This window comes from Gordonia sp. NPDC003422 (assembly GCF_053588675.1).
The window spans coordinates 284,814-305,274 of record NZ_JBSFQL010000002.1 but is presented as its reverse complement, the minus strand read 5'-3'; the positions used below and the strand labels follow the sequence as shown (position 1 = coordinate 305,274).

Sequence of the window (20,461 nt, the reverse complement as noted above, 5' to 3'; positions counted from 1 at the left end):
GGGCGCCATTCAGGCTCAGCGCACCGGGAGCGTAGCGAGCGGGCGCGATCGAGCTGAGCCTGCGTGATCAGGCCGGGGTGCATTCGAAGAGGTTGAGCTTGTAGGTGCTCACCATGGGTGTCCACCCGATGGCCTTCAGTCCGTAGCGGTACAACGGGGGCCAGGTACGGGCGACGTCGGGTTGCGGCTGCGCGAAGGTGCGTGATTCGAGTAGCCGCAACCCGCACGACTCGAGAGTGCTCGGGTCGTCGCACACCCATTTCATCCGTGCCGCAACGGCTTTGAACACCGGATTGCGATCCTGCGTGCTCATCATGGCCTTGCCGCCGGTGTCGATGGCGAGTTTGCTGCCGGCGAATGCGCGTGCGATCGAGGACAGGACGGCGGTCACCTCGTCGGCGTCGAAGTAGAGCAGGACCGCTTCGCTGAGCAGGAACACCAGTCCGTCGTTCGCGGATACTGTTGTGTGCCAGTCGGTGTCGAATATGGACCCGGCGAGCATCGTGTACCGGTCGGAGTCGGAGAAGAATTTTCGACGCAGTGCCATGGTGTCGTCGACGTCGAGGTCGAACCAGCGCACGCGTCCGTTGTCGAGTCGTTGGAATCGCGTCGACAGACCGCACCCGAGATCGACGACCCTGCCGTCGGGATGCTCGGCGAGAAAGTCCCGGACGTACTGATCGAAGATCGACGCCCGTGTCACCGAACCGCCGAGCGACGGTCCGCGGAACTTGGCGAAGTCGTAGTCGATGGCGTCGACGAGTTCGGCGGCCTTGCGATCGTGCAGCACGCTGTTCTTCTTGCCGGCGTCGAGCGCCCGACCGTAGAGGGGGATGAGGAGAGTTTCTTGGATGTCGCCGAGTGCGACCGGTTCGCCCATGCCCGACAGCGTACTTAGGGTTACCTAATTCAGCTAGGTCCGCTTGACCCTATCCAAACCGCACCGTGACCGTCGCGTGACTCACGGCCACTTGCGCACTGGCACACTGATGTGGTGCGAAAGTTACTGATGAGGCGAATGAGACTGTTGGTGCTGATGGTGATTGCGGTGCTTGCCGCCTTCGCGGTCGGTGCCGGCCAGTCCGTTGCTGCGCCGGGAACGACGACCACGCCGCCGCCGAGCCCCGGGCCGACCGGGCAGACCCCTGGCCTGGGCATTCCCATTCTCGACGGGCTGCTGAACATGTTGGCCGGTGGGCTCGGATCCACCGAGGGCAACGGCGCGAATGGCGACTCCAACCAGCTGATTGTGGTGAGCGCCCCCAAGGAGGCAGACACGACGGCCACGTTGACCGCCTTCGAACGTGGCTCCGACAAGAGCTGGAAGCCGGTCATCGGCCCGACCAAGGCCTTCCTGGGATCGCTCGGCATGGGAGAGCCCAAGGACAACGTCTACCGGACGCCGAAGGGCAACTTCGCTCTCGACCAGGCATTCGGACGTCAGGTCAACCCCGGCACCAAGATGCCGTACTTCAAGACCGACGCCCAGGACTGGTGGGACTCCAACATGAAGTCGCCGACCTACAACACCCATGTGCGGTCGGTGAACGGGCCGGGCGGCGACAGCGAGAACCTGTACAAGGTCGGCGCGATGTACGACTACGCGGTCAACATCGCACACAACCCGCAGCGGACTCCCGGCAAGGCGTCGGCGATCTTCCTGCACGTCACCGACAATCAGCCGACGATGGGTTGCGTAGCCATTGAACGCGAGCTGATGAAGAAGACGCTCGTGTGGCTGGACCCGGCGAAGAAGCCGCGCATCGTCATCGGCGTCAACGAGAAGGCGCCGTCGGGCAATTCGACGACGCCGGCACCCGGTGGCGACCTCCTCACCGGTCTGCTGACCCAGCTGATGAACCTCGTCCCGGCGCTATTGGGAGCCGGAGCGGGCAGTCTCAACTGACCTGCTCCCGCCGGCTGATCACCCCCGCTGCCTGAGGTGCGAGGAGCGCTAGCGACGAGCCTCGAAGGCCTGGTGAGACAACAATGTCCTCTCACCAGGGGCTTCGAGGCTCGCAGGCTCGCACCTCAGCCATCGGTAGGGTGACTCAGGGAGCGGAACTTGGCTTGCGCAGAACGGTGACCGCGAAGTCCGCCTCTGGGTGCCACGCGCGCAGGTCCCAGGTGGCAAACCGATGCTCGACGCGGAGCCCCGCGTCGGCCACTGCCGCGTCGAAATCGGCGAGGGCGAGTGTGCGATTGGTATGGAAGCCGACCACGATGACCCCGTCTGGCGTCAGGTGTCGGGCGAGCGCACGCAGGACGTCGGCTTCGGTGCGGGGAGCGACGAACACCATCACGTTGCCGGCGCAGACGATCGCGTCGAAGGGTTCGGTGATGCCGTGCTCGCCGAGGTCGAGACGGGCGAGGTCGGCGACGATCCACTGCGGACCCGGATGGTCTGCTTGGGCGGCCGCGATCAGTTCGGGGTCGACGTCGACACCGACCACCCGATGTCCGGCGTCGTGCAGATACGCGCCCACCCGGCCCGGACCACAACCGGCGTCGAGGATGTGCGCGCCTCGCGGCACCATCGCGTCGATCAGTCGGGCCTCCCCGGCGAGATCGGCGCCCTCGGCGGCCATCGTGCGGAATCGGTCGATGTACCACTCGCTGTGGCCGGGTTTGGTGTCGGTGAACCACCGCGGCGTCGACGTCATGGCGCACTCCGCTTGAGTTCGAAACATGCTGCGCGACAACCGCCGAAGTCGTCGCGCACCGGGGTCATCATGTCCACCTGTTGACGAGCTTGATCGATCACAGGGGTGTCCGGGTCGAGCACCGACAGGTACTTCTCATGCGCGGCCAGTGAGGCCACCGCCGCATCGACGTGCTCTCCGACGTCGACGCCGTGCGTCGGATGTGGTCCGTTCTCGAACAGCCATGCGGGCCGCAGCGTGGGATCGAGGGCGTCGTAGGCATCGAGCACGGCGGCCGAGAACTCCATGTGGTCGCGCTGGTTGGGCGCACCCGGAGCCCACTCCGGGCCACCGTACAGCGACAGGATCACTTGCGGTGCAACATCTTCGATGCACTGGGTGATTCGTTGCCGCAACTCGGGGGTGTTGCGGATGTCGCTGTCCGGAAAGCCCCAGAACTCTACGACGCCGACTCCGACGATCGCCGCCGATGCCCGCTGCTCGGCCTCGCGCAGCGGGCCGGCCTCGGCCGGTGGCATGCCCTCGATACCTTGTTCCCCGCTGGACGCGAGGGCATAGACCACGCGTTTGCCCTCCGACGTCCAGCGATCGACGGCCGCGGCCATGCCGTACTCCGGGTCGTCGGGGTGGGCGACGAGGACCAATGCCGTCTGCCAGTCCGTCGGAAAGCTCTCCATTGTGTGGAGTATGTCAGCGTTCGCGGTCGAGGTTGGCCATCTTCAGGACGTCGAGACGCTTGTCGAGTTCTTCCTCGGAGAGCTTCTCGCCGATGAGGCCGCGGTCGATGACGGTCTGGCGGATGGTCTTGCCCTCCTTGAGGGCCTGCTTGGCCACGGCTGCCGCTTCCTCGTAGCCGATCGCGGAGTTCAGCGGCGTGACGATCGACGGTGAACTCTCGGCCAGGGTGCGCAGACGCTCTTCGTTGGCGCCGAGTCCGGTGATGCAGCGGTCGGCGAACAGGCGAGACACGTTGGCCAGCAGCTTGATCGACTCCAGCACGTTGCGCGCCATCATCGGGATGTAGACGTTGAGCTCGAACGCGCCGTTGCCGCCACCCCAGGTGACCGCGGCATCGTTGCCGATGACCTGTGCTGCGACCTGGGTAACGGCTTCGGGGAGAACCGGATTGACCTTGCCTGGCATGATCGACGAGCCAGGCTGCAGGTCGGGCAGGTGGATCTCGCCGAGGCCGGTGAGCGGACCCGAACCCATCCAGCGCACGTCGTTGGCGATCTTGGTCAGTGACACCGCAACGGTTTTCAGCTGTCCGGACAGTTCGACGAGGCCGTCGCGCGCGGCCTGTGCCTCGAAGTTGTCCTTGGCCAACGACAACGCGTCGACGTCGGTCAGCTGGACCAGGGCGGCCACCACCTTGGTGCCGAAGCCGGCCGGTGCGTTGAGGCCGGTGCCGACCGCGGTGCCGCCGATCGGAAGCTCGCCGACGCGCGGCAGGGTCGCGGTGAGCCGCTCGACACCTGCTTCGACCTGGCGGGCGTAGCCACCGAACTCCTGGCCGAGGGTGACCGGCACCGCATCCATGAGGTGTGTGCGGCCGCTCTTGACCACCTCGCGCCATTCGGTTGCCTTGCCCAGCAAAGCAAGTCGGAGGTGATCGAGAGCCGGGATCAAGTCGGTGACGGTCGCCTCGGTCGCCGCGACGTGAGTGGCGGTGGGAAAGGTGTCGTTGGAGGACTGCGACATGTTGACATGGTCGTTGGGGTGGACCTCGACCCCGGCTGCCTTGGCGATCGACGCAATGACCTCGTTGGCGTTCATGTTGGAGCTGGTCCCGGACCCGGTCTGGAACACATCGATCGGGAACTGGTCGTCGTGCTGACCGTCGGCGATCTCCTTGGCCGCGGCGATGATCGCGTCGGCCTTGTCGGCGTCGAGCAAGCCCAGATCCTTGTTCACCTGGGCACAGGCCGCCTTGAGCAAGCCCATCGCCCGGATCTGCGTGCGCTCCAGTGGCCGGTGGCTGATGGGGAAGTTCTCCACTGCACGCTGGGTCTGTGCGCGCCAGAGGGCGTCGACCGGCACTTTGACCTCGCCCATGGTGTCGTGCTCGATGCGGTATTGCTGCTCGGTCATGGTGCGCTGGTCCTCCGAAGGTCGCGAACAAGTAAGGGTCTCCTTATGACCGTACTCCGTGGCATATGGTGACCTGTCAGTGCCGTGGATCTACGCCATGTGGCGTGGATCTACGGCACAAGTGATCAGCGGGAACCGAAGTTGTCCACAGATGTCCTCGGAGGGCGCTATTCCGCCGAATGCCCGGCGACACTGTGCGATGTGCCGGCACCGTCGAAACCGCCAGATCGCAAGCGGCTGGAGAACCTGCTCCGTGCGCAGGATGGCGTCATCGCTCGCCGGCAGGTTGCCGAGTGCGGATTCACAGATCCATATATCCGGCGCAAAGTTCGTCGTCGCGAATGGGCACCCGTGTACTCGGGCACATTTGTCAATCACACCGGGCCGCTGACATGGGAGCAGCGCGCGTGGAGCGCCGTGCTCGATGCGCACCCGGCCGCGCTCAGTCATGCGTCGGCAATGCGCGATCCCGGTCAGTTCGACGACGGGCTGATCCACATCACGGTCGACCGTCAACGTCGCGTCACCCGACGACCTGGCATCGTCGTCCACTACGGATCACGGCTGGAAGAGAAGGTGCTGTGGCACGCGCATCCGCCACGGTTCCGTCCTGAAGAGGCGGTGTTGGACATCGCCGAGGCGGCGTCGTCGGAGTTTCGCGTGATCGCCTGCTTGTCGGACGCAGTGCAGGCACGCAGGACGACCGTCGATCGATTGCTGGCCGCGATGAGCAGACGGCCACGGATGCGCAGGCGTGCGCTCGTGGAGGGGGTACTCGCGGATGTCCGCGACGGGACGTGCTCGGTTCTCGAACACGGTTATGTTCTGAGAGTCGAACGTGCGCATGGTCTTCCGAATCCCCAGCGGCAAGCACCGACAGGCGTTGGACGCCGCGGATTCCGCGACGTCGACTACCCCGAGTGGGGTCTCGTCGTGGAATTGGACGGCCGAGCCGATCACGACGGCCCCGCCGCACGGGACCGCGACTTGGAGCGGGACCTCGATGCGGCCGTGGATGCCGACCGTCTCACCCTGCGGATCGGCTGGGGGCAGGTCTATGACCGCCCGTGTTCGACCGCCCGCAAGGTGGCCCGTGCCCTGAGCAACCGTGGGTGCACAGGTGCAGTAACTCAATGCCCTTCATGCCCTACAGTGCCGTAGATCTCAGTCATCTGATGACTCGGATCTACGGCGTTGCTTCACCGCTCCTTGGAACGAATCCGCACTCCGCCCAGCGGGACAGTGACTGCGCCACCGGGGTCGGTGAAGAAGTCGTTGCCCTTGTCGTCGACGACGATGAAGGCGGGGAAGTTCTCCACCTCGATCTTCCACACCGCCTCCATACCCAGCTCGGGGTACTCGATGACCTCCTGGCTCTTGATGCAATCGAGCGCGAGGCGGGCGGCGGGGCCGCCGATCGAACCGAGGTAGAAGCCGCCGTGACTGTCGCAGGCGTTGGTCACCTGCTTGGAGCGATTGCCCTTGGCGAGCATCACCATCGAGCCGCCCGCAGCCTGGAACTGCTCGACGTAGGAGTCCATGCGGCCGGCGGTGGTGGGTCCGAACGATCCGGACGCCATGCCTTCGGGTGTCTTCGCGGGGCCCGCGTAGTAGACGGGGTGGTCGCGCAGGTAGTCCGGCATCGGCTCACCGGCGTCGAGGCGTTCCTTGATCTTGGCGTGGGCAATGTCGCGGGCGACGACCAGCGGGCCGGTCAGCGACAGTCGAGTCTTGACCGGGTGCTTCGACAGTTCGGCGAGGATCTCCGGCATCGGACGGTTCAGGTCGATGTCGACGACCGCGCCGCCCTCGATGTCCTCGGCGACGCCCGCGTCGGGCATGTAATGCGCGGGGTCGGTCTCCAGCTGCTCCAGGAAGACACCGTCCGCGGTGATCTTGCCGAGGGCCTGACGGTCCGCGGAACACGAGACCGCGATGGCCACCGGGCACGACGCGCCGTGCCGGGGGAGGCGTACGACGCGGACGTCGTGGCAGAAGTACTTCCCGCCGAACTGCGCCCCGATGCCGAAGGACTGGGTCAGCTTGAAGACCTCTTCCTCAAGCTCGGTGTCGCGGAACCCGTGCGCCGACATCGACCCCTCGGTCGGCAAGGTGTCGAGGTAGTGGGCCGACGCGTATTTCGCTGTCTTCAAGGCGAATTCGGCGGAGGTTCCGCCGATCACCACGGCGAGGTGGTATGGCGGGCACGCCGCAGTGCCGAGTGAGCGGATCTTCTCGTCGAGAAACTCCAAGAGCCGCTTGGGATTCAGGATCGCCTTCGTCTCCTGGAACAGGAACGACTTGTTGGCCGAACCGCCGCCCTTGGCCATGAACAGGAACTTGTACTCCGGGCCCTTCGGTCCCTGCTGGGTGGAGTAGATCTCCACTTGCGCAGGCAGATTGGTGCCGGTGTTCTTCTCGTCGTACGTCGTGAGCGGCGCCAGCTGCGAGTATCGGAGGTTCAGCTTGGTGTAGGCGTCGTAGACTCCGCGCGAAATCCACTCGCCGTCGTCGGCGCCGGTCAGCACGCCCTCGGATTTCTTGCCCATCACGATGGCGGTGCCGGTGTCCTGGCACATCGGCAGCACACCGCCGGCCGAGATGTTGACGTTCTTGAGAAGGTCGAGCGCGACGAAGCGGTCGTTGCCCGACGACTCCGGGTCGTCGATGATCTTGCGCAACTGCGCGAGGTGGGCGGGCCGCAGGTAGTGGCTGATGTCGTGCATCGCCTCCGCGGTCAGCTTCTGCAGTGCTTGCGGCTCGACCTTCAGGAACTTCTGGCCGTCGACCTCGAAGGTCGACACACCGTCGGTCGTGATCAGGCGATAGGGCGTGTCATCGGCGCCGGAGGGCAGCAAATCGGCATAGCGGAACTCCGGAGCAAGGGCTGGTTTGCTCACCAGGAAATCGTATCGCCGCGTCGTGCGGCGCTCCTGGTGAGCCCAGGCTCACTAAATCGGGTCAGAGATCGAGGCGTGCGTACTCGCGCAACTTGGTGGTCTGGTGTACGGCCTCGATGCGGCGGATGGTGCCGGACTTGGACCGCATGACCAGCGAACGGGTGGTGGCGCCGCCGGGACGGTAGGTCACGCCGCGCAGCATGTCGCCGTTGGTGACGCCGGTCGCGCAGAAGAAGGAGTTCTCACCGGCCACCAGGTCGTCGTTGGTGAGGACGCGGTTGAGGTCGTGTCCGGCGTCGATGGCCTTCTGGCGCTCGGCGTCGTCCTTCGGCCACAGCTTGCCCTGGATCTCGCCGCCCATGCACTTCATCGCGACGGCGGTGATGATGCCCTCGGGGGTGCCGCCGACGCCCATCAGCATGTCGACGGTCGAGTAGTCGCCGGCCGCTGCGATGGCCCCCGCGACGTCGCCATCGGAGATGAGGCGGATCTTGGCACCGGCCTGCCGGATCTCGCCGATCAGGTCGGCGTGGCGCGGGCGGTCGAGCACGACGACGGTCATGTCGGCGACGTCGATGCCCTTGGCCTTGGCGACCGAGTTGACGTTCCACTCGATGGATTCGTCGATGTTGATGGCGCCCTTGGCTTCCGGTCCGACGGCGATCTTGTCCATGTAGAAGACGGCGGACGGGTCGTACATGGTGCCGCGCTCGCTGACCGCGATGACGGCGATCGAGTTCGGGCGGCCTTCGGCCATCAGGGTGGTGCCGTCGATCGGATCGACCGCCACGTCGCAGTCGGGTCCGTCGCCGTCGCCGACCTCTTCGCCGTTGAACAGCATCGGGGCCTCGTCCTTCTCACCCTCGCCGATCACGACGACACCGCGCATCGATACGGTGGAGAGGAGCTCGCGCATCGCGTCGACCGCTGCGCCGTCGCCACCCTTCTTGTCGCCGCGGCCCACCCAGCGCCCGGCCGCGAGGGCCGCCGCCTCGGTCACCCGAACCAATTCCATGGCGAGGTTGCGATCTGGTGCCTGATTGGTGCTCGTGGACATGTACTCGACTCCTCGGCGTCGGCGACGGTGCTCTGGTTCCCATCCTTGCATGTCACGCCGGACGTTCGGTCGGCGACCCCGCCGAGGTCAGAGGTGTCGGCCGCAGTGGGATTTGCCTCAGTGGGATACTCGGGGCATGGCACAGAAACCGCGGTATCTGACCAGCGGCAAGGACATGATCTGGTCGCTGATCCCGCTGCTGGCGATCTGCGCGTTCGTCGCGATCGTCTCCGGCAACTGCTCGGTGGGGCTCACCGGCCGCGCCGACGACGACCGTACGCAGGCCTTCGACGTGGAGCACGCGCTCAAGGCCGACGCGGCGGACATGCCGTTCCCGATTCGTCTGCCGGTCATGCCGTCGTCGTGGAAGCCCAATTCTGGTTCGGCGCCGTCGGTCGACGGGCATCGTGTCAGCACGGCCGGATGGGTGAGCGCCAACGGTGCCTATGTGCAGTTGACCCAAAGCGATGCATCCGAGGAGTCCCTGATCGGCTACTTGCGCGGCGACGAGGGCTACGACGCCGTGACCGCGGGTGGCACCCGGGAAGTCGCCGGTCGCACCTGGGTGACGTACTCGACGGGCGAGAAGAAGAAGTTCTGGATCACCGATCTCGGTGACGTGCGGATCGCGGTGCTCTCGCGTGGCTCCGACGCGGACATGGAGCAACTGGCGACCGCGACCCTCACGCAACAGCCGCTTCCGCGTCGCGGGTAGCGATACCTGCACATGAATGGCCACATCTGCGGTGACCCCGCGCACATCTGTCGTTCGAATGACCCGAATTCGAGTAGTGCGCTACTCGTGAGGTAGTGGCTCCGGATCCATAGCGTTTCCTATCAGGAGGCGCGCCATGATGAATGACTCGAGATGGATCGGAGTGCTCTGGCTGCGCGGGGTCCAGGTGGCCGCTCTCATGGTGGTGGTGATCGCGGCAGTGGTGCCGTTCGCCCCCGCCGAAGGCCACGGCCTCACCCCAGACCTGACGAATGTCACCATCGACCCGATGGTGACGGCGATACCGGTCCGGGTAGCGGTGACCGAGCGGCCGGCCGGAAGCGTCGCTGTTCCGCCAGATTGCGCGCGATGCCGGGCCGCGGCCGCCGTGTTGTGGATGACCGACGCGGGGCAGCGGGCGGCACTGAGCTGAGGTCAGTCCTCTTCGGGATCGCCCTGGGACAGAACGGCTTCGATGCGTTCCCGTGCGCCGCTGAGGTGGTGTTCGCAACGCGTGGCCAAGGCCTCGCCGCGTTCCCACAGGGCCAGCGACTCGTCGAGATCGAGTCCACCGTGTTCGAGGGTGGCGACGATTTCGGCGAGTTCGTCGCGTGCCTGTTCGTAGCCGAGTTGTTCGACCGGGACGCGTTCGTCGTCGGGGCTGCTCACGAATCGTCTCCCTTGTTCGAGTTCTTTCCGTCGGCGGGCCCGTTCACGGTTGCCCGTGCAGCGCCGGTGGCGACGCGGATCCGCAGTTTCGCGCCGGGCGGCATGTCTGTCGCATCGGTGACGATCTGCGGGGCCGAACCGGCGGGCACGTCGGTGCGCTGCACCACCGCGTATCCGCGGGCGAGTGTCTGTGCCGGTCCCAGTGTGCCGAGTTGTGCCGACAGGTGGTCGACGCGGCGGTCCTGCATATCGATTTGCCGGCCGATGTCGCGCCGCAGAGCGCGACGCAGGTCGCCAACACCTGCGGCCTCGGCATCGATCAGCGTGTGCGGGCGTGCCAGCACCGGCCGGGCGCGCAGGCCTTCGACGATGTGGGTTTCGCGGCGCACCCAGTTGCGCAGGGCGTGCGCGCTGCGTCGGCGCAACGTGGCGATTGCGGCGAGCTCGGCGTCGACGTCGGGCACCACGCGTTTGGCGGCGTCGGTGGGGGTCGCGGCCCGCACATCGGCGACGAGGTCGAGGAGCGGGGCGTCGGGCTCGTGGCCGATCGCGGAGATCACCGGGGTGGTGCAGGCGGCGACCGCGCGCAGCAGCGCCTCGTCGGAGAACGGCAGCAGGTCTTCGACGCTGCCGCCGCCGCGGGCGATGATGATGACCTCGACGTCGGGGTGCTCGTCGAGAGCGGAGAGCTGGCCGAGGATGGCCGCGACGGCGGTCGGGCCCTGGACTGGTGCGTCGCGGATCTCGAAGCGGACCGCCGACCAACGCTGCGTCGCCACCGCCACGACATCCCGTCCGGCTGCGCTGGCACGGCCGGTGATGAGGCCAATGCTCTTGGGTAAGAAGGGAAGTGGCCGTTTGAGCCGACGGTCGAAGAGGCCTTCGGCGGCCAGGAGTTGCCGCAGACGTTCGATCCGGAGCAGGAGTTGGCCGATGCCGACCGGTCGGATGTCGCTGACGCGCAGCGAGATGGTGCCGCGTCCGGTGTAGTAGCTCGGGCGGCCCAGGACGACGACGTGACTCCCGTCGGTCAGCGGAACTTCGGTGCGCGCCAACAGATCCGGACTGCAGGTGACGGAGATGGAGATGTCGGCGGCCGGGTCGCGCAGGGTCATGAAGGCGGTTCGGGTGCCGGGACGCCGACTGATCTGGGTGACCTGCCCCTCGACCCAGATCTGGCCGAGCCGGTGAATCCAGTCGGCGATCTTGGTGTTGACGGTCCGAACCGGCCAGGGGTGCTCGGCGCTGTTCGGCGAGGAGGTCACGTGGTGGAGTGACGCTTGTTCTGCGCGGCGATCCGGTTGTCGAGCATCGTCACGAAGGGCGCGCGATTGCGGTTGGCCTTCTCGTAGTCGATGAGCGCTTGGAGGTCGTCGGAACTCACCGAGCGCAGCTTGGCACGCAGCTGCGCGAGGGTGAGGCCGTCGTACTCGATGTACTCGACGACCTCGGGTGCCGACTTACCTGCTGCTGCGGGCTTCTTCGCGGGCTCGGGTGTGGAACTGATCACATCGTCGGGTGCGGAGCTGTACAGCGCGAACCGGCCGGCGGCGGGTGCGTCACCATCCGGCGATGTGGCGGATTCATCGGTCGCGGGCTCGGGGGTGGTCGGCTCGGCCGGCTTCTTGGTGGGCGTCTTCTTTGCCGGGGTCTTCTTCGCGGGCTTCTCCGCAGCGGGTTTGGGTTTGGCCGGTTTGGTCTCGATGGGCGTCGCGGTCTGTGCGGTGAGGGCGTCGTCCTCGTCGAAATGCGCCCATGCAGGCTGTTCGTCGGGCTTGTCGAAGAGCATCTCGAGAGCGGCGTCGCCCTTGATGGCCAGCTCGGCTATGTTCTGTTGCGCGCGCATGCCCGCCTGCAGCGTCTGGCTGACCGCCGTCATCGGCAGGGTCACCAGCAGCGTGGGCAGTTTGCGGGTCTCCTCGATGGCCGTGACGATCAGTCCAGCGGCGATACGGGCCGGGTACGGTGCGCGAACCATGCCAACACTCTGCCATCACATCAGCGTGCATCCAACATGTGTATCCAACCGCGGGGCGTTCAGCCCGTACCCTGGAATCCATGAGTGATTCGAAGCGTGTTCTGCTCGCCGAGCCGCGCGGCTATTGCGCCGGGGTCGACCGTGCGGTGGAGACCGTGGAACGTGCACTCGACAAGCACGGCGCGCCCGTCTACGTCCGCAAGGAGATCGTGCACAACCGCCATGTGGTGGAAACCCTGAGCGATCGGGGTGCGATCTTCGTCGGCGAAACCGACGAGGTGCCCGAGGGCGCCATCGTGGTGTTCTCCGCGCACGGCGTGTCCCCGGAAGTGCACAAGACGGCAGCTCAGCGCAGCCTCAGGACGATCGACGCGACCTGCCCGCTGGTCACCAAGGTGCACCAGGAGGCCAAGCGGTTCGCCCGTGACGACTACGACATCCTGCTCATCGGCCACGAGGGCCACGAGGAGGTCGAGGGCACCGCGGGCGAGGCGCCCGAGCACATCCAGCTCGTCGACGGCCCGGACAGCGTCGAGAAGGTGTCGGTGCGCGACGAGTCCAAGGTGATCTGGCTGTCGCAGACCACCTTGTCGGTCGATGAGACGATGGAGACGGTCAAGCGGCTGCGCGAGAAGTTCCCGCTGCTCGCCGACCCGCCCAGCGACGACATCTGCTACGCCACCCAGAACCGTCAGGTCGCGGTGAAGGCGATGGCGCCGCACTGCGAGCTGGTCATCGTCGTCGGTTCCAAGAACTCGTCGAACTCGGTGCGCCTGGTGGAGGTCGCCGTGCAGAACGGCGCCCAGGCCGGCTACCTCGTCGACTACGCACGTGAGATCGACGACGCGTGGCTCGACGGTGTGACCACCGTGGGTGTGACGTCGGGCGCGTCGGTGCCCGAGGTACTGGTGCGTGGAGTGCTCGACTACCTGGCCGAACGTGGCTACGACTCCGTCGAGACCATCAACACCGCCAACGAGACCCTCACCTTCGCGCTGCCCCGCGAGTTGCGACCGGCGCGCACCGCGCGCTGAGTCTCCGCCGTCCGCCGGCTCAGGTACGGAGCACCGACCCTCCGCTGGCAGGCTGCGTTCCCCCCAGGTCAGAGCGCTGGTCATAAGACTCTTCGGAACAGCGTCCCACCCGCCGACGTCGTCGGCGATCGTGGAAGCGGGAAGAGCCAAGGTCGCCGAAGCGGTCTTCCGCAGCCCGATGGCGCCTCGGACTGCAGCGTTTCCGCAGTTCAGGAGGCCGAAGGGAGTACTTCTTCGCGTCAGAATTCGTCCGGATCGAGTCGTTTGATGCGTCGGTGCGGGAAGGCGATCGCCAGTACGGCAGCGATGACGATCCCGCAGACTCCGACGCCCGCGATCGCCACATTGCGGGCCGTGTGGTCGGGCGCCGGTGCCACCTGCGGCGCCGCGATGGGCGCGGGCGCATTCGGATCGGGTTCGCCCGCAGGAAGATCGGCGGTGAGCGCGGCGAGCGGATCGATGACCCCGTGGCCGATCTGCTGGTCGTGTCCGGTGCCAGGGGCGTGCGCGGTACGGATGATCCGATCCATCACCTGGCGGGCGGACAGTTGCGGGTATCGCGCGCGGATCAGCGCGGCGGTCCCGGCCACGTATGGTGTGGCAAAACTGGTGCCGGTCAACGGGATCGGGCCGTTCTGTGTTCGCTGGGCAGACACCAGCCTCGACGATCCGCGGGCGCTGTCGAGGCTGACGATCTCGGTGCCGGGCGCCGCCACCGACACCCACGGGCCGTTCAGACTGTTGGAGACCGGTGCGCCCGTGGCGGCGTCGGCCGAAGCGACCGCGAGAACCAATGGGGAGAACCAAGCGGGCGCGGCCACCGTGGTGACCGATCCCCAGCCCCGCTGATCGTCGGCGGCGGGCGGTGGATTCTGCGGCGTGCAGGCGCCATTGGACTCGACGTTGCCGGCGGCGACCACGACCACCACGTCGTGGTCGTAGGCGTATTTGACCGCCGCACCCAGGGCGGGATCGTCGAGTTGGTCTGCCGTCGGCGCGCAGGCCACCTGCGAGATGTTGATGATCGTCGCATCGAGATCCACCGCGCGGACGATGGCGTGCGCCAAGGTGCGGAGCGTTCCGAAACCGGCACCCACACCGGGATTCTTGTCGTCGCCGCGCCGATCCTTGGCCGCAAATGCGCCGCTCGACTGTCGGATGGCGATGATCGTCGCTGCCGGAGCGACACCCGAGAAGGCGTCGGTGCTACTCGGACGCCCGGCGATGATGCCGGCGACGAGCGTGCCGTGGGCGTCGCAGTCGTCGAGTCCGGTGCCGGTCGACACGTAGTCGCCGCCAGCGATCACGCGCCCGAGGCGAGGGTGCGGGGTCACCCCGGTGTCGATCACCGCGATCCGCTGCCCGGCACCGCGGCTGAACCGCCACAGCGCAGGGAGATTCATCATCGCCTGTGCCGGACTGGGTTTGAGGTATCCGCGCGTGGAGATCGCGGTGGTGCACAGGTGACTTTGTCTGGTGGCCTCGGGCGGGGCGACGGGGGCCGAGCGGATGAGGGACCGCGGGTTGATCGTCGGTGGGGTGATGGCCGCCGCGGGAATCGCGACCGACGCGAGGAGGGCCGATGCGAAGAGGGTTGGGGCGATCAGCGCCACCAGACCTGTCCCGCTTCGCCGCCGCCGATGAGCCATCGTCTACAGCTCCCGGACCATGCGGTAGAGGTCGAGTATCCACAGGAGCAGCGGCACGATGGCGGTGACGAGCACGTACTCCAGGACCTCGGCGCCGCGGCGCATGACGGGGGAGAACGCGATCTTCGGTGCGATCACCCCGAACACGATCGATGCCGCGAGCACCAGGACGGCGAGCGTGAAACCCACCACCGGCCACCGGTCGTCACCGAAGGCGAGTCCGGCGATCACGGCGATCACGGTGACAGCACCGCCGATGATCAGGGTTGCCGCCTGAATGAGATCGGTGTGTGAGCGGCCGCGCAGGCACAGCACCGCGCCGATGATGAACGCGAAAACGGTCGTCTTTGCGTTGAATCCGGTGTACGGGGCTGCCGCGAGGATCGCGGCGCAGGTGGTGACGGCGGTGACCCCGACGATGATTCCCGTCAGATACGCGTTCGCCACATACGACCGGCTCTCGAGTGCATCGGCCTTGGGTAACGCCATCGCGCCGATCGCGCCGATGCCCTCGATCGCCGGCCGCGGCTCGAGGTCGTCGACGTCGATGGGGGCGCCGGCCGTCGGCACCGGCGGCAGCGGCAACTTGGCGAGCACGATGGTGGCCCGTGGAGCGAGCGCGAGTACCAGGAGACCGACGGCGGCCACCACCGCAGCGACGTCGGCCACCGACGCCTCGATCAGGACTCGTGCTCCACATCCGAGCAATCCGAGAAGCGCGACGCTCGTGACGGCACTGTGCGTTGCGGGTCCGGTGCCGGTGACCCGGTAGGAGACCACCGCCGCAGCGAGCGTCATCGCGAAGCCCAAAGTCAGGTGCGCCGCACCGAACTGGCCCGGTGTGATGAGCATGCCGGTGACGCAGACCGCCGGCATCGCACACAGCGAGAGGATCGTCGACGTCGCTGTGTCCCGGTAGTACCTCGACACGATGGTGGCAGCGGTGATCAATGTGATCGCCAGCAACCCGCCGAGCCCGGCGACCCACAGGGTGCCGTCGGTGCGGCGGACCGAACCCAGGGCCACCGATCCGGCGACCGCCGCGACAATCGCAAGCCCGTAGCCCACGTGGCGCGCCGATGCTGCCGACCAACTGACGAACCGGGACTCGTTGAGGCGAGCCACCGCGTCGACCACATCGTCGAACAACACCGGCGACTCGCCCGTCCGTGTCGATGTCAGTAGCAGCAGATCACCGTCACGTATTCCAGACTCGGACAGGGATCGATTGAGGGCCAACGGGTTCTGACCCACCAGAGCGAGGGTCCAGCGGTTCTGCCGGTCGTGGGGACGGCCCCCGGCCGAAGCCTCGGAGTCCGGATGGTCGGGGTCGCGCCGCGCGGGGTTGCGCGACTCGATCTGCGCGACGAGGTCACCCATCAGGGCGGCAATCGGGACGGCGGCAGGCAACGCCACATCCAGCTGGGTGTTGCCACCCAGTACCGATACCCGGACGAGCGCGGGTTCGATCGCCAGGTGTGTGTCCACAGGCGTCATCAGGTGATCCTCCCCGAACAGTTGAACCGCTAACATAGCCAACCTCGGCGCAGTCCACTGCGGAGAATGCACAAGCTGGGGACGATGCACATGCGGGGTTGCTGGATCGGCAGGGGGAGGCGTGATGGTGACGACGACCGAGGGGTTCGTTCGACGACCCCGCATCACGCCGCCACGAACTCCGGGCGGAGAAGTCAACATCCAGGCCCCACCGGACGTTCCGCGCGTCGTGCCCGGCAGTCTCCTGGTCAAGCTGTTGCCGGTGGTCATGATCGTGGCCGTGGTCGGCATGCTCGCGCTGATGTTCGTCACCGGCGGACGCAACATCCTGTCCAACCCGCTGTTCATGATGTTTCCGCTCATGATGGTGATGTCGATGTTCGGGATGTTCGCTGCCGGTGGACGCGGTGGTCCGAAACGCGCGGCCGAACTCAACGAGGAACGCAAAGACTATTTCCGCTACCTCGGTCAGATGCGCGCGCAGGTGCTCGAGACGGTCGACAAGCAGCGCGCAGCACTCAGTTGGAGTCACCCCGACCCGACGGTACTGCCGAGTGTGGTCGGGACCCGACGAATGTGGGAGCGCCGGCCCAACGACGCCGACTTCGTGCACGCCCGGGTCGGCGTGGGGTCGCAGCGGCTCGCGACGCGGCTGATGGCACCCGAGACCGGTCCTCTCGAGGACATCGAGCCGGTCTCGATGGTCGCGCTCCGCCGTTTCGTTCGCACGCACTCGGTGGTGCATCGGCTACCCACGGCCATCTCGCTGCGGGGCTTTCCCGCGGTGAACATCGAAGGAGCGCGACAGGAGACACGAACCCTGGTCCGCGCGATGCTCCTCGAACTGTGCGTCTTCCACGGCCCGGATCACCTGCGAGTGGGCATCGTGACCGGCGATCCGGCGGGGGAGGTGTGGGACTGGGCGAAATGGCTACCGCACGTTGCACATCCGACCCTGCGCGATGGTGTCGGAGCGGCGCGGATGGTCTATCCGTCGTTGGTCGACCTGGAGAACGCGTTGGCGGCCGACCTGCTCGAGCGCGGCAGGTTCAGCCGGTCGGCGCCCCCGTCGGCCGGGCGGGCGCACCTGGTGGTGATCATCGACGACGGCTATGTGACCGGCGACGAGCGGCTGATCAACGACGCCGGGACGGAGGGCGTCACCGTCATCGACCTCACCGCCCCTGACGACGGTCTGGCCGCGCGACGGGGCTTGCAACTGGTCGCTCGTGACGGTCGCGTCGCCGCACGGAGTGCATTCGGCGTCGAGGAGTTCGCCGACATGGACTCGATGAGCGGCGAGGAGGCCGAAGCCATCGCGCGTCGGCTCGCGCGGTACCGCTTGGCGACCGCCGCCACGATGGCCAATCTCGAGTCGGAGGTAACCTCGACCGACCCGGGTCTCCCAGCGCTGCTGGGGATTTCCGATGCATCGCGATTCGACCCGAACATCGGCTGGCGGGGACGATCTGGTCGCGAGCGTCTGCGCGTACCCATCGGCTATACGCCGGCCGGGACGACGGTGGAACTCGACATCAAGGAGAGCGCACACGGCGGCATGGGGCCGCACGGATTGTGTATCGGCGCAACCGGTTCGGGTAAGTCGGAGTTTCTGCGCACCCTGGTGCTGGCGATGCTGGCCACCCATTCGCCATCCGAACTCAACCTGGTACTCGTCGACTTCAAGGGCGGCGCAACCTTCCTCGGGCTCGAGTCCGCACCGCACGTGGCAGCGATCATCACCAACCTCGAGCAGGAACTCTCGATGGTGGACCGGATGAAGGATGCTCTCTCGGGCGAAATGAACCGCCGCCAGGAGATCCTGCGCGCGGCAGGCAACTTCGCCAATGTCACCGACTACGAGCGCGCCCGCGCGTCGGGTGTGCGGCTGAAGCCGCTGCCCGCGCTGTTCATCGTTGTCGACGAATTCTCTGAACTCCTCTCGCAGAAGCCGGATTTCGCCGAGCTGTTCGTCGCCATCGGCCGGTTGGGACGGTCGTTGCACATCCACCTGCTGCTGGCGTCACAACGACTCGAAGAGGGCAAGCTGCGCGGCCTCGATTCGCATCTGTCTTACCGCATCGGGTTGAAGACCTTCTCCGCCAACGAGTCCCGCACGGTGTTGGGAGTACCCGACGCCTACCACCTGCCGAGCGTGCCGGGTTCGGCGTACCTCAAGTGCGATTCGTCGGAGCCGTTGCGATTCAACACCTCCTACGTGTCCGGCCCGTATCATCCGCCCGTCTCGGCGGATGCCGCCTCCGAACCGGCCCCGGCGTCTTCCGTGCCGCAGGGTCACCTCAAGGTGTTCACGGCACTGCCCGTGCCCTGCGACGATATGTCACCGCCGGGAGCGGGCCGCATGTCACCGACCGAGTCGCTGCTCGATCGCGCGGCAAGTCTTCTCGACGAAGAGCCGCCCGCTGGGTTGTCTGCGGTGGCGGTACCGAGTCTGCTGGAGACCCTGGTAGGCCGGATGGCGGGCAGCGGGCCGCCCGCACATGAGGTGTGGCTGCCTCCGCTCGACGAATCGCCGACCATCGACCAACTCCTCGGTCCGCGCGATTGGACTCGGCCTGCGGCGGTGGGGAATCTGGCGCTGCCGGTCGGCATCGTCGACCGGCCTTACGAACAACGACGCGACCAGTACGTCATCGATGTGTCCGGCGCCGCCGGAAACGTCGCGGTCGTCGGTGGGCCACAGTCGGGCAAATCGACAACGCTGCGCGCGCTCATCATGTCGGCGGCGGCGTCGCATACGCCGGAGCAGGTTCAGTTCTACTGCTTGGACTTCGGTGGTGGCAGTCTCGCCGGTATCGCGGGACTGCCGCACGTCGGCTCCGTGGCTACGCGCGGCGACATGGATGCGGTACGACGCACGGTCGCCGAGGTGGCTGCGATCGTCCGGGCTCGTGAGCTTCTGTTCGCGCGGTTGGGAATCGAGTCGATGCGCGACTATCGCACTCGGCGCGCCGAGTGGTTCGCGACCGGGCTCCTCGATCCGGCCGATCCGCTCGCCGAGGACCGATTCGGTGACGTCTTCCTCGTCTTCGACGGAATCGGGGTGCTGCGCAACGAATTCGAGTCCCTCGAAGACCAGATCAACGTGATTGTCGCCCAGGGTCTGTCCTACGGCGTGCACATCATCGTGTCCGCGTCGCGATGGGCCGAGGTGCGTCCGGCGATGCGTGATCTCATCGGCAGCCGACTCGAGTTGCGTCTCGGTGATCCGATGGACTCCGAAATGGGCCGTCGGGCTGCGCAATTGGTGCCACAGAACCGGCCAGGGCGCGGGCTCACCGCGCAAGAGTTGCACATGCTGATGGCCCTGCCGCGGCTCGACGGTGTCTCGACGGCCGAGTCCTTGCCCGCCGGGGTGGCCCAGGCCGTGGAGAAACTGTGTGCGGCCTATCCGGCACGCGCGGCGATGCCGGTCCGCAAACTCGGTACCGAGATCGGCGCCGAGGTGGTGGTTGCTGCGGTCGAGTCCGCGGGAATCACGCTGCGTCCCAACCAGGTTGCCATCGGTGTGGGGGAGCTCGAGCTCGCCCCGGTGGTGTTGGATTTCGGAACCCAGCCGCATTTCATGGCGTTCGCCGACGTCGAACACGGCAAGACGAATCTCCTGCGAACCATCGTGACGGGTCTCGTCGCGGGTGCGACACCCGACCAGGCGCGGATCGTGTTCGTCGACTATCGACGCACCATGCTCGGCGTCATCGACGGTGATCATCTGGCCGGCTACGCGAGTTCGGCCGAGCGGGCGGCAGTGATGATGCAGCAATTGGCCGGCTATCTGTCCGAGCGGCTGCCGCCGGAGGATCTGACGGTCCAGCAACTGCGCGAGCGTAATTGGTACGAGGGCCCGGACGTGTACGTCGTCATCGACGACTACGACATGGTCGCCACTGCGTCGGGCAACCCGATGCTGGCCCTCGTCGACCTCGCTGCGCATGCCCGCGACATCGGCCTGCATATCGTGCTCGCCCGACGGTCCGGTGGAGCGGGGCGGGCTCTGTTCGACCCGCTGATCGCGCGGCTCAAGGATCTGTCGTCCGATGTGCTGTTGATGAGCGGGGACCGGGACGAGGGGTACATCATCGGCCGGGCCCGGATGCAGAACCTCATTCCTGGCCGCGGCGAACTCATTTCGCGCAGCCGGCCACAGGAGATGATCCAGATCGCGTATACGGCGCCGGTCGAATGAG

General features: G+C 66.7%; 17 protein-coding genes. 6 read left to right on the top strand and 11 right to left on the bottom strand.

Annotation, left to right across the window (positions count from 1 at the left end; translation table 11 throughout):
- Window positions 1-67 precede the first annotated feature (67 nt).
- A complete protein-coding gene (locus tag ACWDTF_RS03115; RefSeq protein WP_240856608.1) occupies window positions 68-880 on the bottom strand; it encodes a class I SAM-dependent methyltransferase in 813 nt (270 codons plus the stop codon).
- A 138-nt stretch (window positions 881-1,018) separates the two neighbouring features.
- Here ACWDTF_RS03115 and ACWDTF_RS03110 point away from each other — a divergent pair, with 138 nt between their 5' ends.
- Window positions 1,019-1,906 (top strand): L,D-transpeptidase family protein, encoded by an 888-nt coding sequence (locus ACWDTF_RS03110; RefSeq protein WP_449753938.1) that lies wholly within the window; start codon window positions 1,019-1,021, stop codon window positions 1,904-1,906.
- A 145-nt stretch (window positions 1,907-2,051) separates the two neighbouring features.
- On the opposite strand, the gene ACWDTF_RS03105 is transcribed toward ACWDTF_RS03110, so the two are convergent.
- Genes ACWDTF_RS03105 through ACWDTF_RS03095 form a run of 3 tightly spaced genes read right to left on the bottom strand, consistent with a single transcriptional unit; the run spans window position 2,052 to window position 4,754 of the window.
- A complete protein-coding gene (locus ACWDTF_RS03105) occupies window positions 2,052-2,663 on the bottom strand; it encodes a class I SAM-dependent methyltransferase (RefSeq protein ID WP_240856610.1) in 612 nt (203 codons plus the stop codon).
- On the bottom strand, window positions 2,660-3,340 hold the full coding sequence (locus tag ACWDTF_RS03100) for a PIG-L deacetylase family protein (RefSeq protein ID WP_240856611.1): 681 nt from the start codon (window positions 3,338-3,340) through the stop codon (window positions 2,660-2,662). The genes ACWDTF_RS03105 and ACWDTF_RS03100 overlap by 4 nt, the downstream gene beginning before the upstream one ends.
- A gap of 13 nt (window positions 3,341-3,353) precedes the next feature.
- The gene (locus ACWDTF_RS03095; protein ID WP_240856612.1) at window positions 3,354-4,754 is read right to left on the bottom strand and encodes a class II fumarate hydratase; all 1,401 of its coding nucleotides are present in this window, start codon (window positions 4,752-4,754) and stop codon (window positions 3,354-3,356) included.
- Between the two features lie 201 nt (window positions 4,755-4,955).
- Between ACWDTF_RS03095 and ACWDTF_RS03090 the strand changes: the two genes are divergently transcribed.
- A complete protein-coding gene (locus ACWDTF_RS03090) occupies window positions 4,956-5,915 on the top strand; it encodes a hypothetical protein (protein ID WP_449753937.1) in 960 nt (319 codons plus the stop codon).
- A gap of 38 nt (window positions 5,916-5,953) precedes the next feature.
- Here the strand turns inward: ACWDTF_RS03090 and ACWDTF_RS03085 are convergent, their stop codons facing one another.
- A complete protein-coding gene (locus ACWDTF_RS03085; protein ID WP_449753936.1) occupies window positions 5,954-7,654 on the bottom strand; it encodes a fumarate hydratase in 1,701 nt (566 codons plus the stop codon).
- A gap of 61 nt (window positions 7,655-7,715) precedes the next feature.
- Window positions 7,716-8,711 carry a class II fructose-bisphosphatase gene (gene glpX / locus ACWDTF_RS03080; protein ID WP_240856615.1) on the bottom strand — a complete coding sequence of 332 codons (996 nt, stop codon included), beginning with the start codon at window positions 8,709-8,711 and terminating at the stop codon, window positions 7,716-7,718.
- 136 nt (window positions 8,712-8,847) lie between these two features.
- Here glpX and ACWDTF_RS03075 point away from each other — a divergent pair, with 136 nt between their 5' ends.
- Complete coding sequence (locus ACWDTF_RS03075; protein WP_240856616.1) at window positions 8,848-9,426, top strand: DUF4245 domain-containing protein; 579 nt, start codon at window positions 8,848-8,850, stop codon at window positions 9,424-9,426.
- A 136-nt stretch (window positions 9,427-9,562) separates the two neighbouring features.
- Window positions 9,563-9,859, top strand: coding sequence for a hypothetical protein (locus tag ACWDTF_RS03070; RefSeq protein WP_240856617.1), 297 nt, complete (start codon window positions 9,563-9,565; stop codon window positions 9,857-9,859).
- A 2-nt stretch (window positions 9,860-9,861) separates the two neighbouring features.
- On the opposite strand, the gene ACWDTF_RS03065 is transcribed toward ACWDTF_RS03070, so the two are convergent.
- Genes ACWDTF_RS03065 through ACWDTF_RS03055 form a run of 3 tightly spaced genes read right to left on the bottom strand, consistent with a single transcriptional unit; the run spans window position 9,862 to window position 12,073 of the window.
- Complete coding sequence (locus tag ACWDTF_RS03065; RefSeq protein WP_240856618.1) at window positions 9,862-10,095, bottom strand: exodeoxyribonuclease VII small subunit; 234 nt, start codon at window positions 10,093-10,095, stop codon at window positions 9,862-9,864.
- Window positions 10,092-11,360 (bottom strand): exodeoxyribonuclease VII large subunit, encoded by a 1,269-nt coding sequence (gene xseA, locus ACWDTF_RS03060; RefSeq protein ID WP_449753935.1) that lies wholly within the window; start codon window positions 11,358-11,360, stop codon window positions 10,092-10,094. Before xseA ends, ACWDTF_RS03065 begins: the two co-directional genes overlap by 4 nt.
- Window positions 11,357-12,073 (bottom strand): lipid droplet-associated protein, encoded by a 717-nt coding sequence (locus tag ACWDTF_RS03055; protein WP_240856620.1) that lies wholly within the window; start codon window positions 12,071-12,073, stop codon window positions 11,357-11,359. The genes xseA and ACWDTF_RS03055 overlap by 4 nt, the downstream gene beginning before the upstream one ends.
- 80 nt (window positions 12,074-12,153) lie before the next feature.
- On the opposite strand from ACWDTF_RS03055, the gene ACWDTF_RS03050 reads away from it, so the two are divergent.
- The gene (locus ACWDTF_RS03050; protein ID WP_449753934.1) at window positions 12,154-13,107 is read left to right on the top strand and encodes a 4-hydroxy-3-methylbut-2-enyl diphosphate reductase; all 954 of its coding nucleotides are present in this window, start codon (window positions 12,154-12,156) and stop codon (window positions 13,105-13,107) included.
- Between the two features lie 239 nt (window positions 13,108-13,346).
- Here the strand turns inward: ACWDTF_RS03050 and mycP are convergent, their stop codons facing one another.
- Window positions 13,347-14,756, bottom strand: a complete 1,410-nt coding sequence (mycP, locus tag ACWDTF_RS03045) for a type VII secretion-associated serine protease mycosin (protein WP_240856622.1) — start codon at window positions 14,754-14,756, stop codon at window positions 13,347-13,349.
- Between the two features lie 3 nt (window positions 14,757-14,759).
- The gene (gene eccD / locus ACWDTF_RS03040; RefSeq protein WP_240856623.1) at window positions 14,760-16,253 is read right to left on the bottom strand and encodes a type VII secretion integral membrane protein EccD; all 1,494 of its coding nucleotides are present in this window, start codon (window positions 16,251-16,253) and stop codon (window positions 14,760-14,762) included.
- A gap of 124 nt (window positions 16,254-16,377) precedes the next feature.
- On the opposite strand from eccD, the gene eccCa reads away from it, so the two are divergent.
- Complete coding sequence (eccCa, locus tag ACWDTF_RS03035; protein ID WP_355273804.1) at window positions 16,378-20,460, top strand: type VII secretion protein EccCa; 4,083 nt, start codon at window positions 16,378-16,380, stop codon at window positions 20,458-20,460.
- Window position 20,461: the final 1 nt, after the last annotated feature.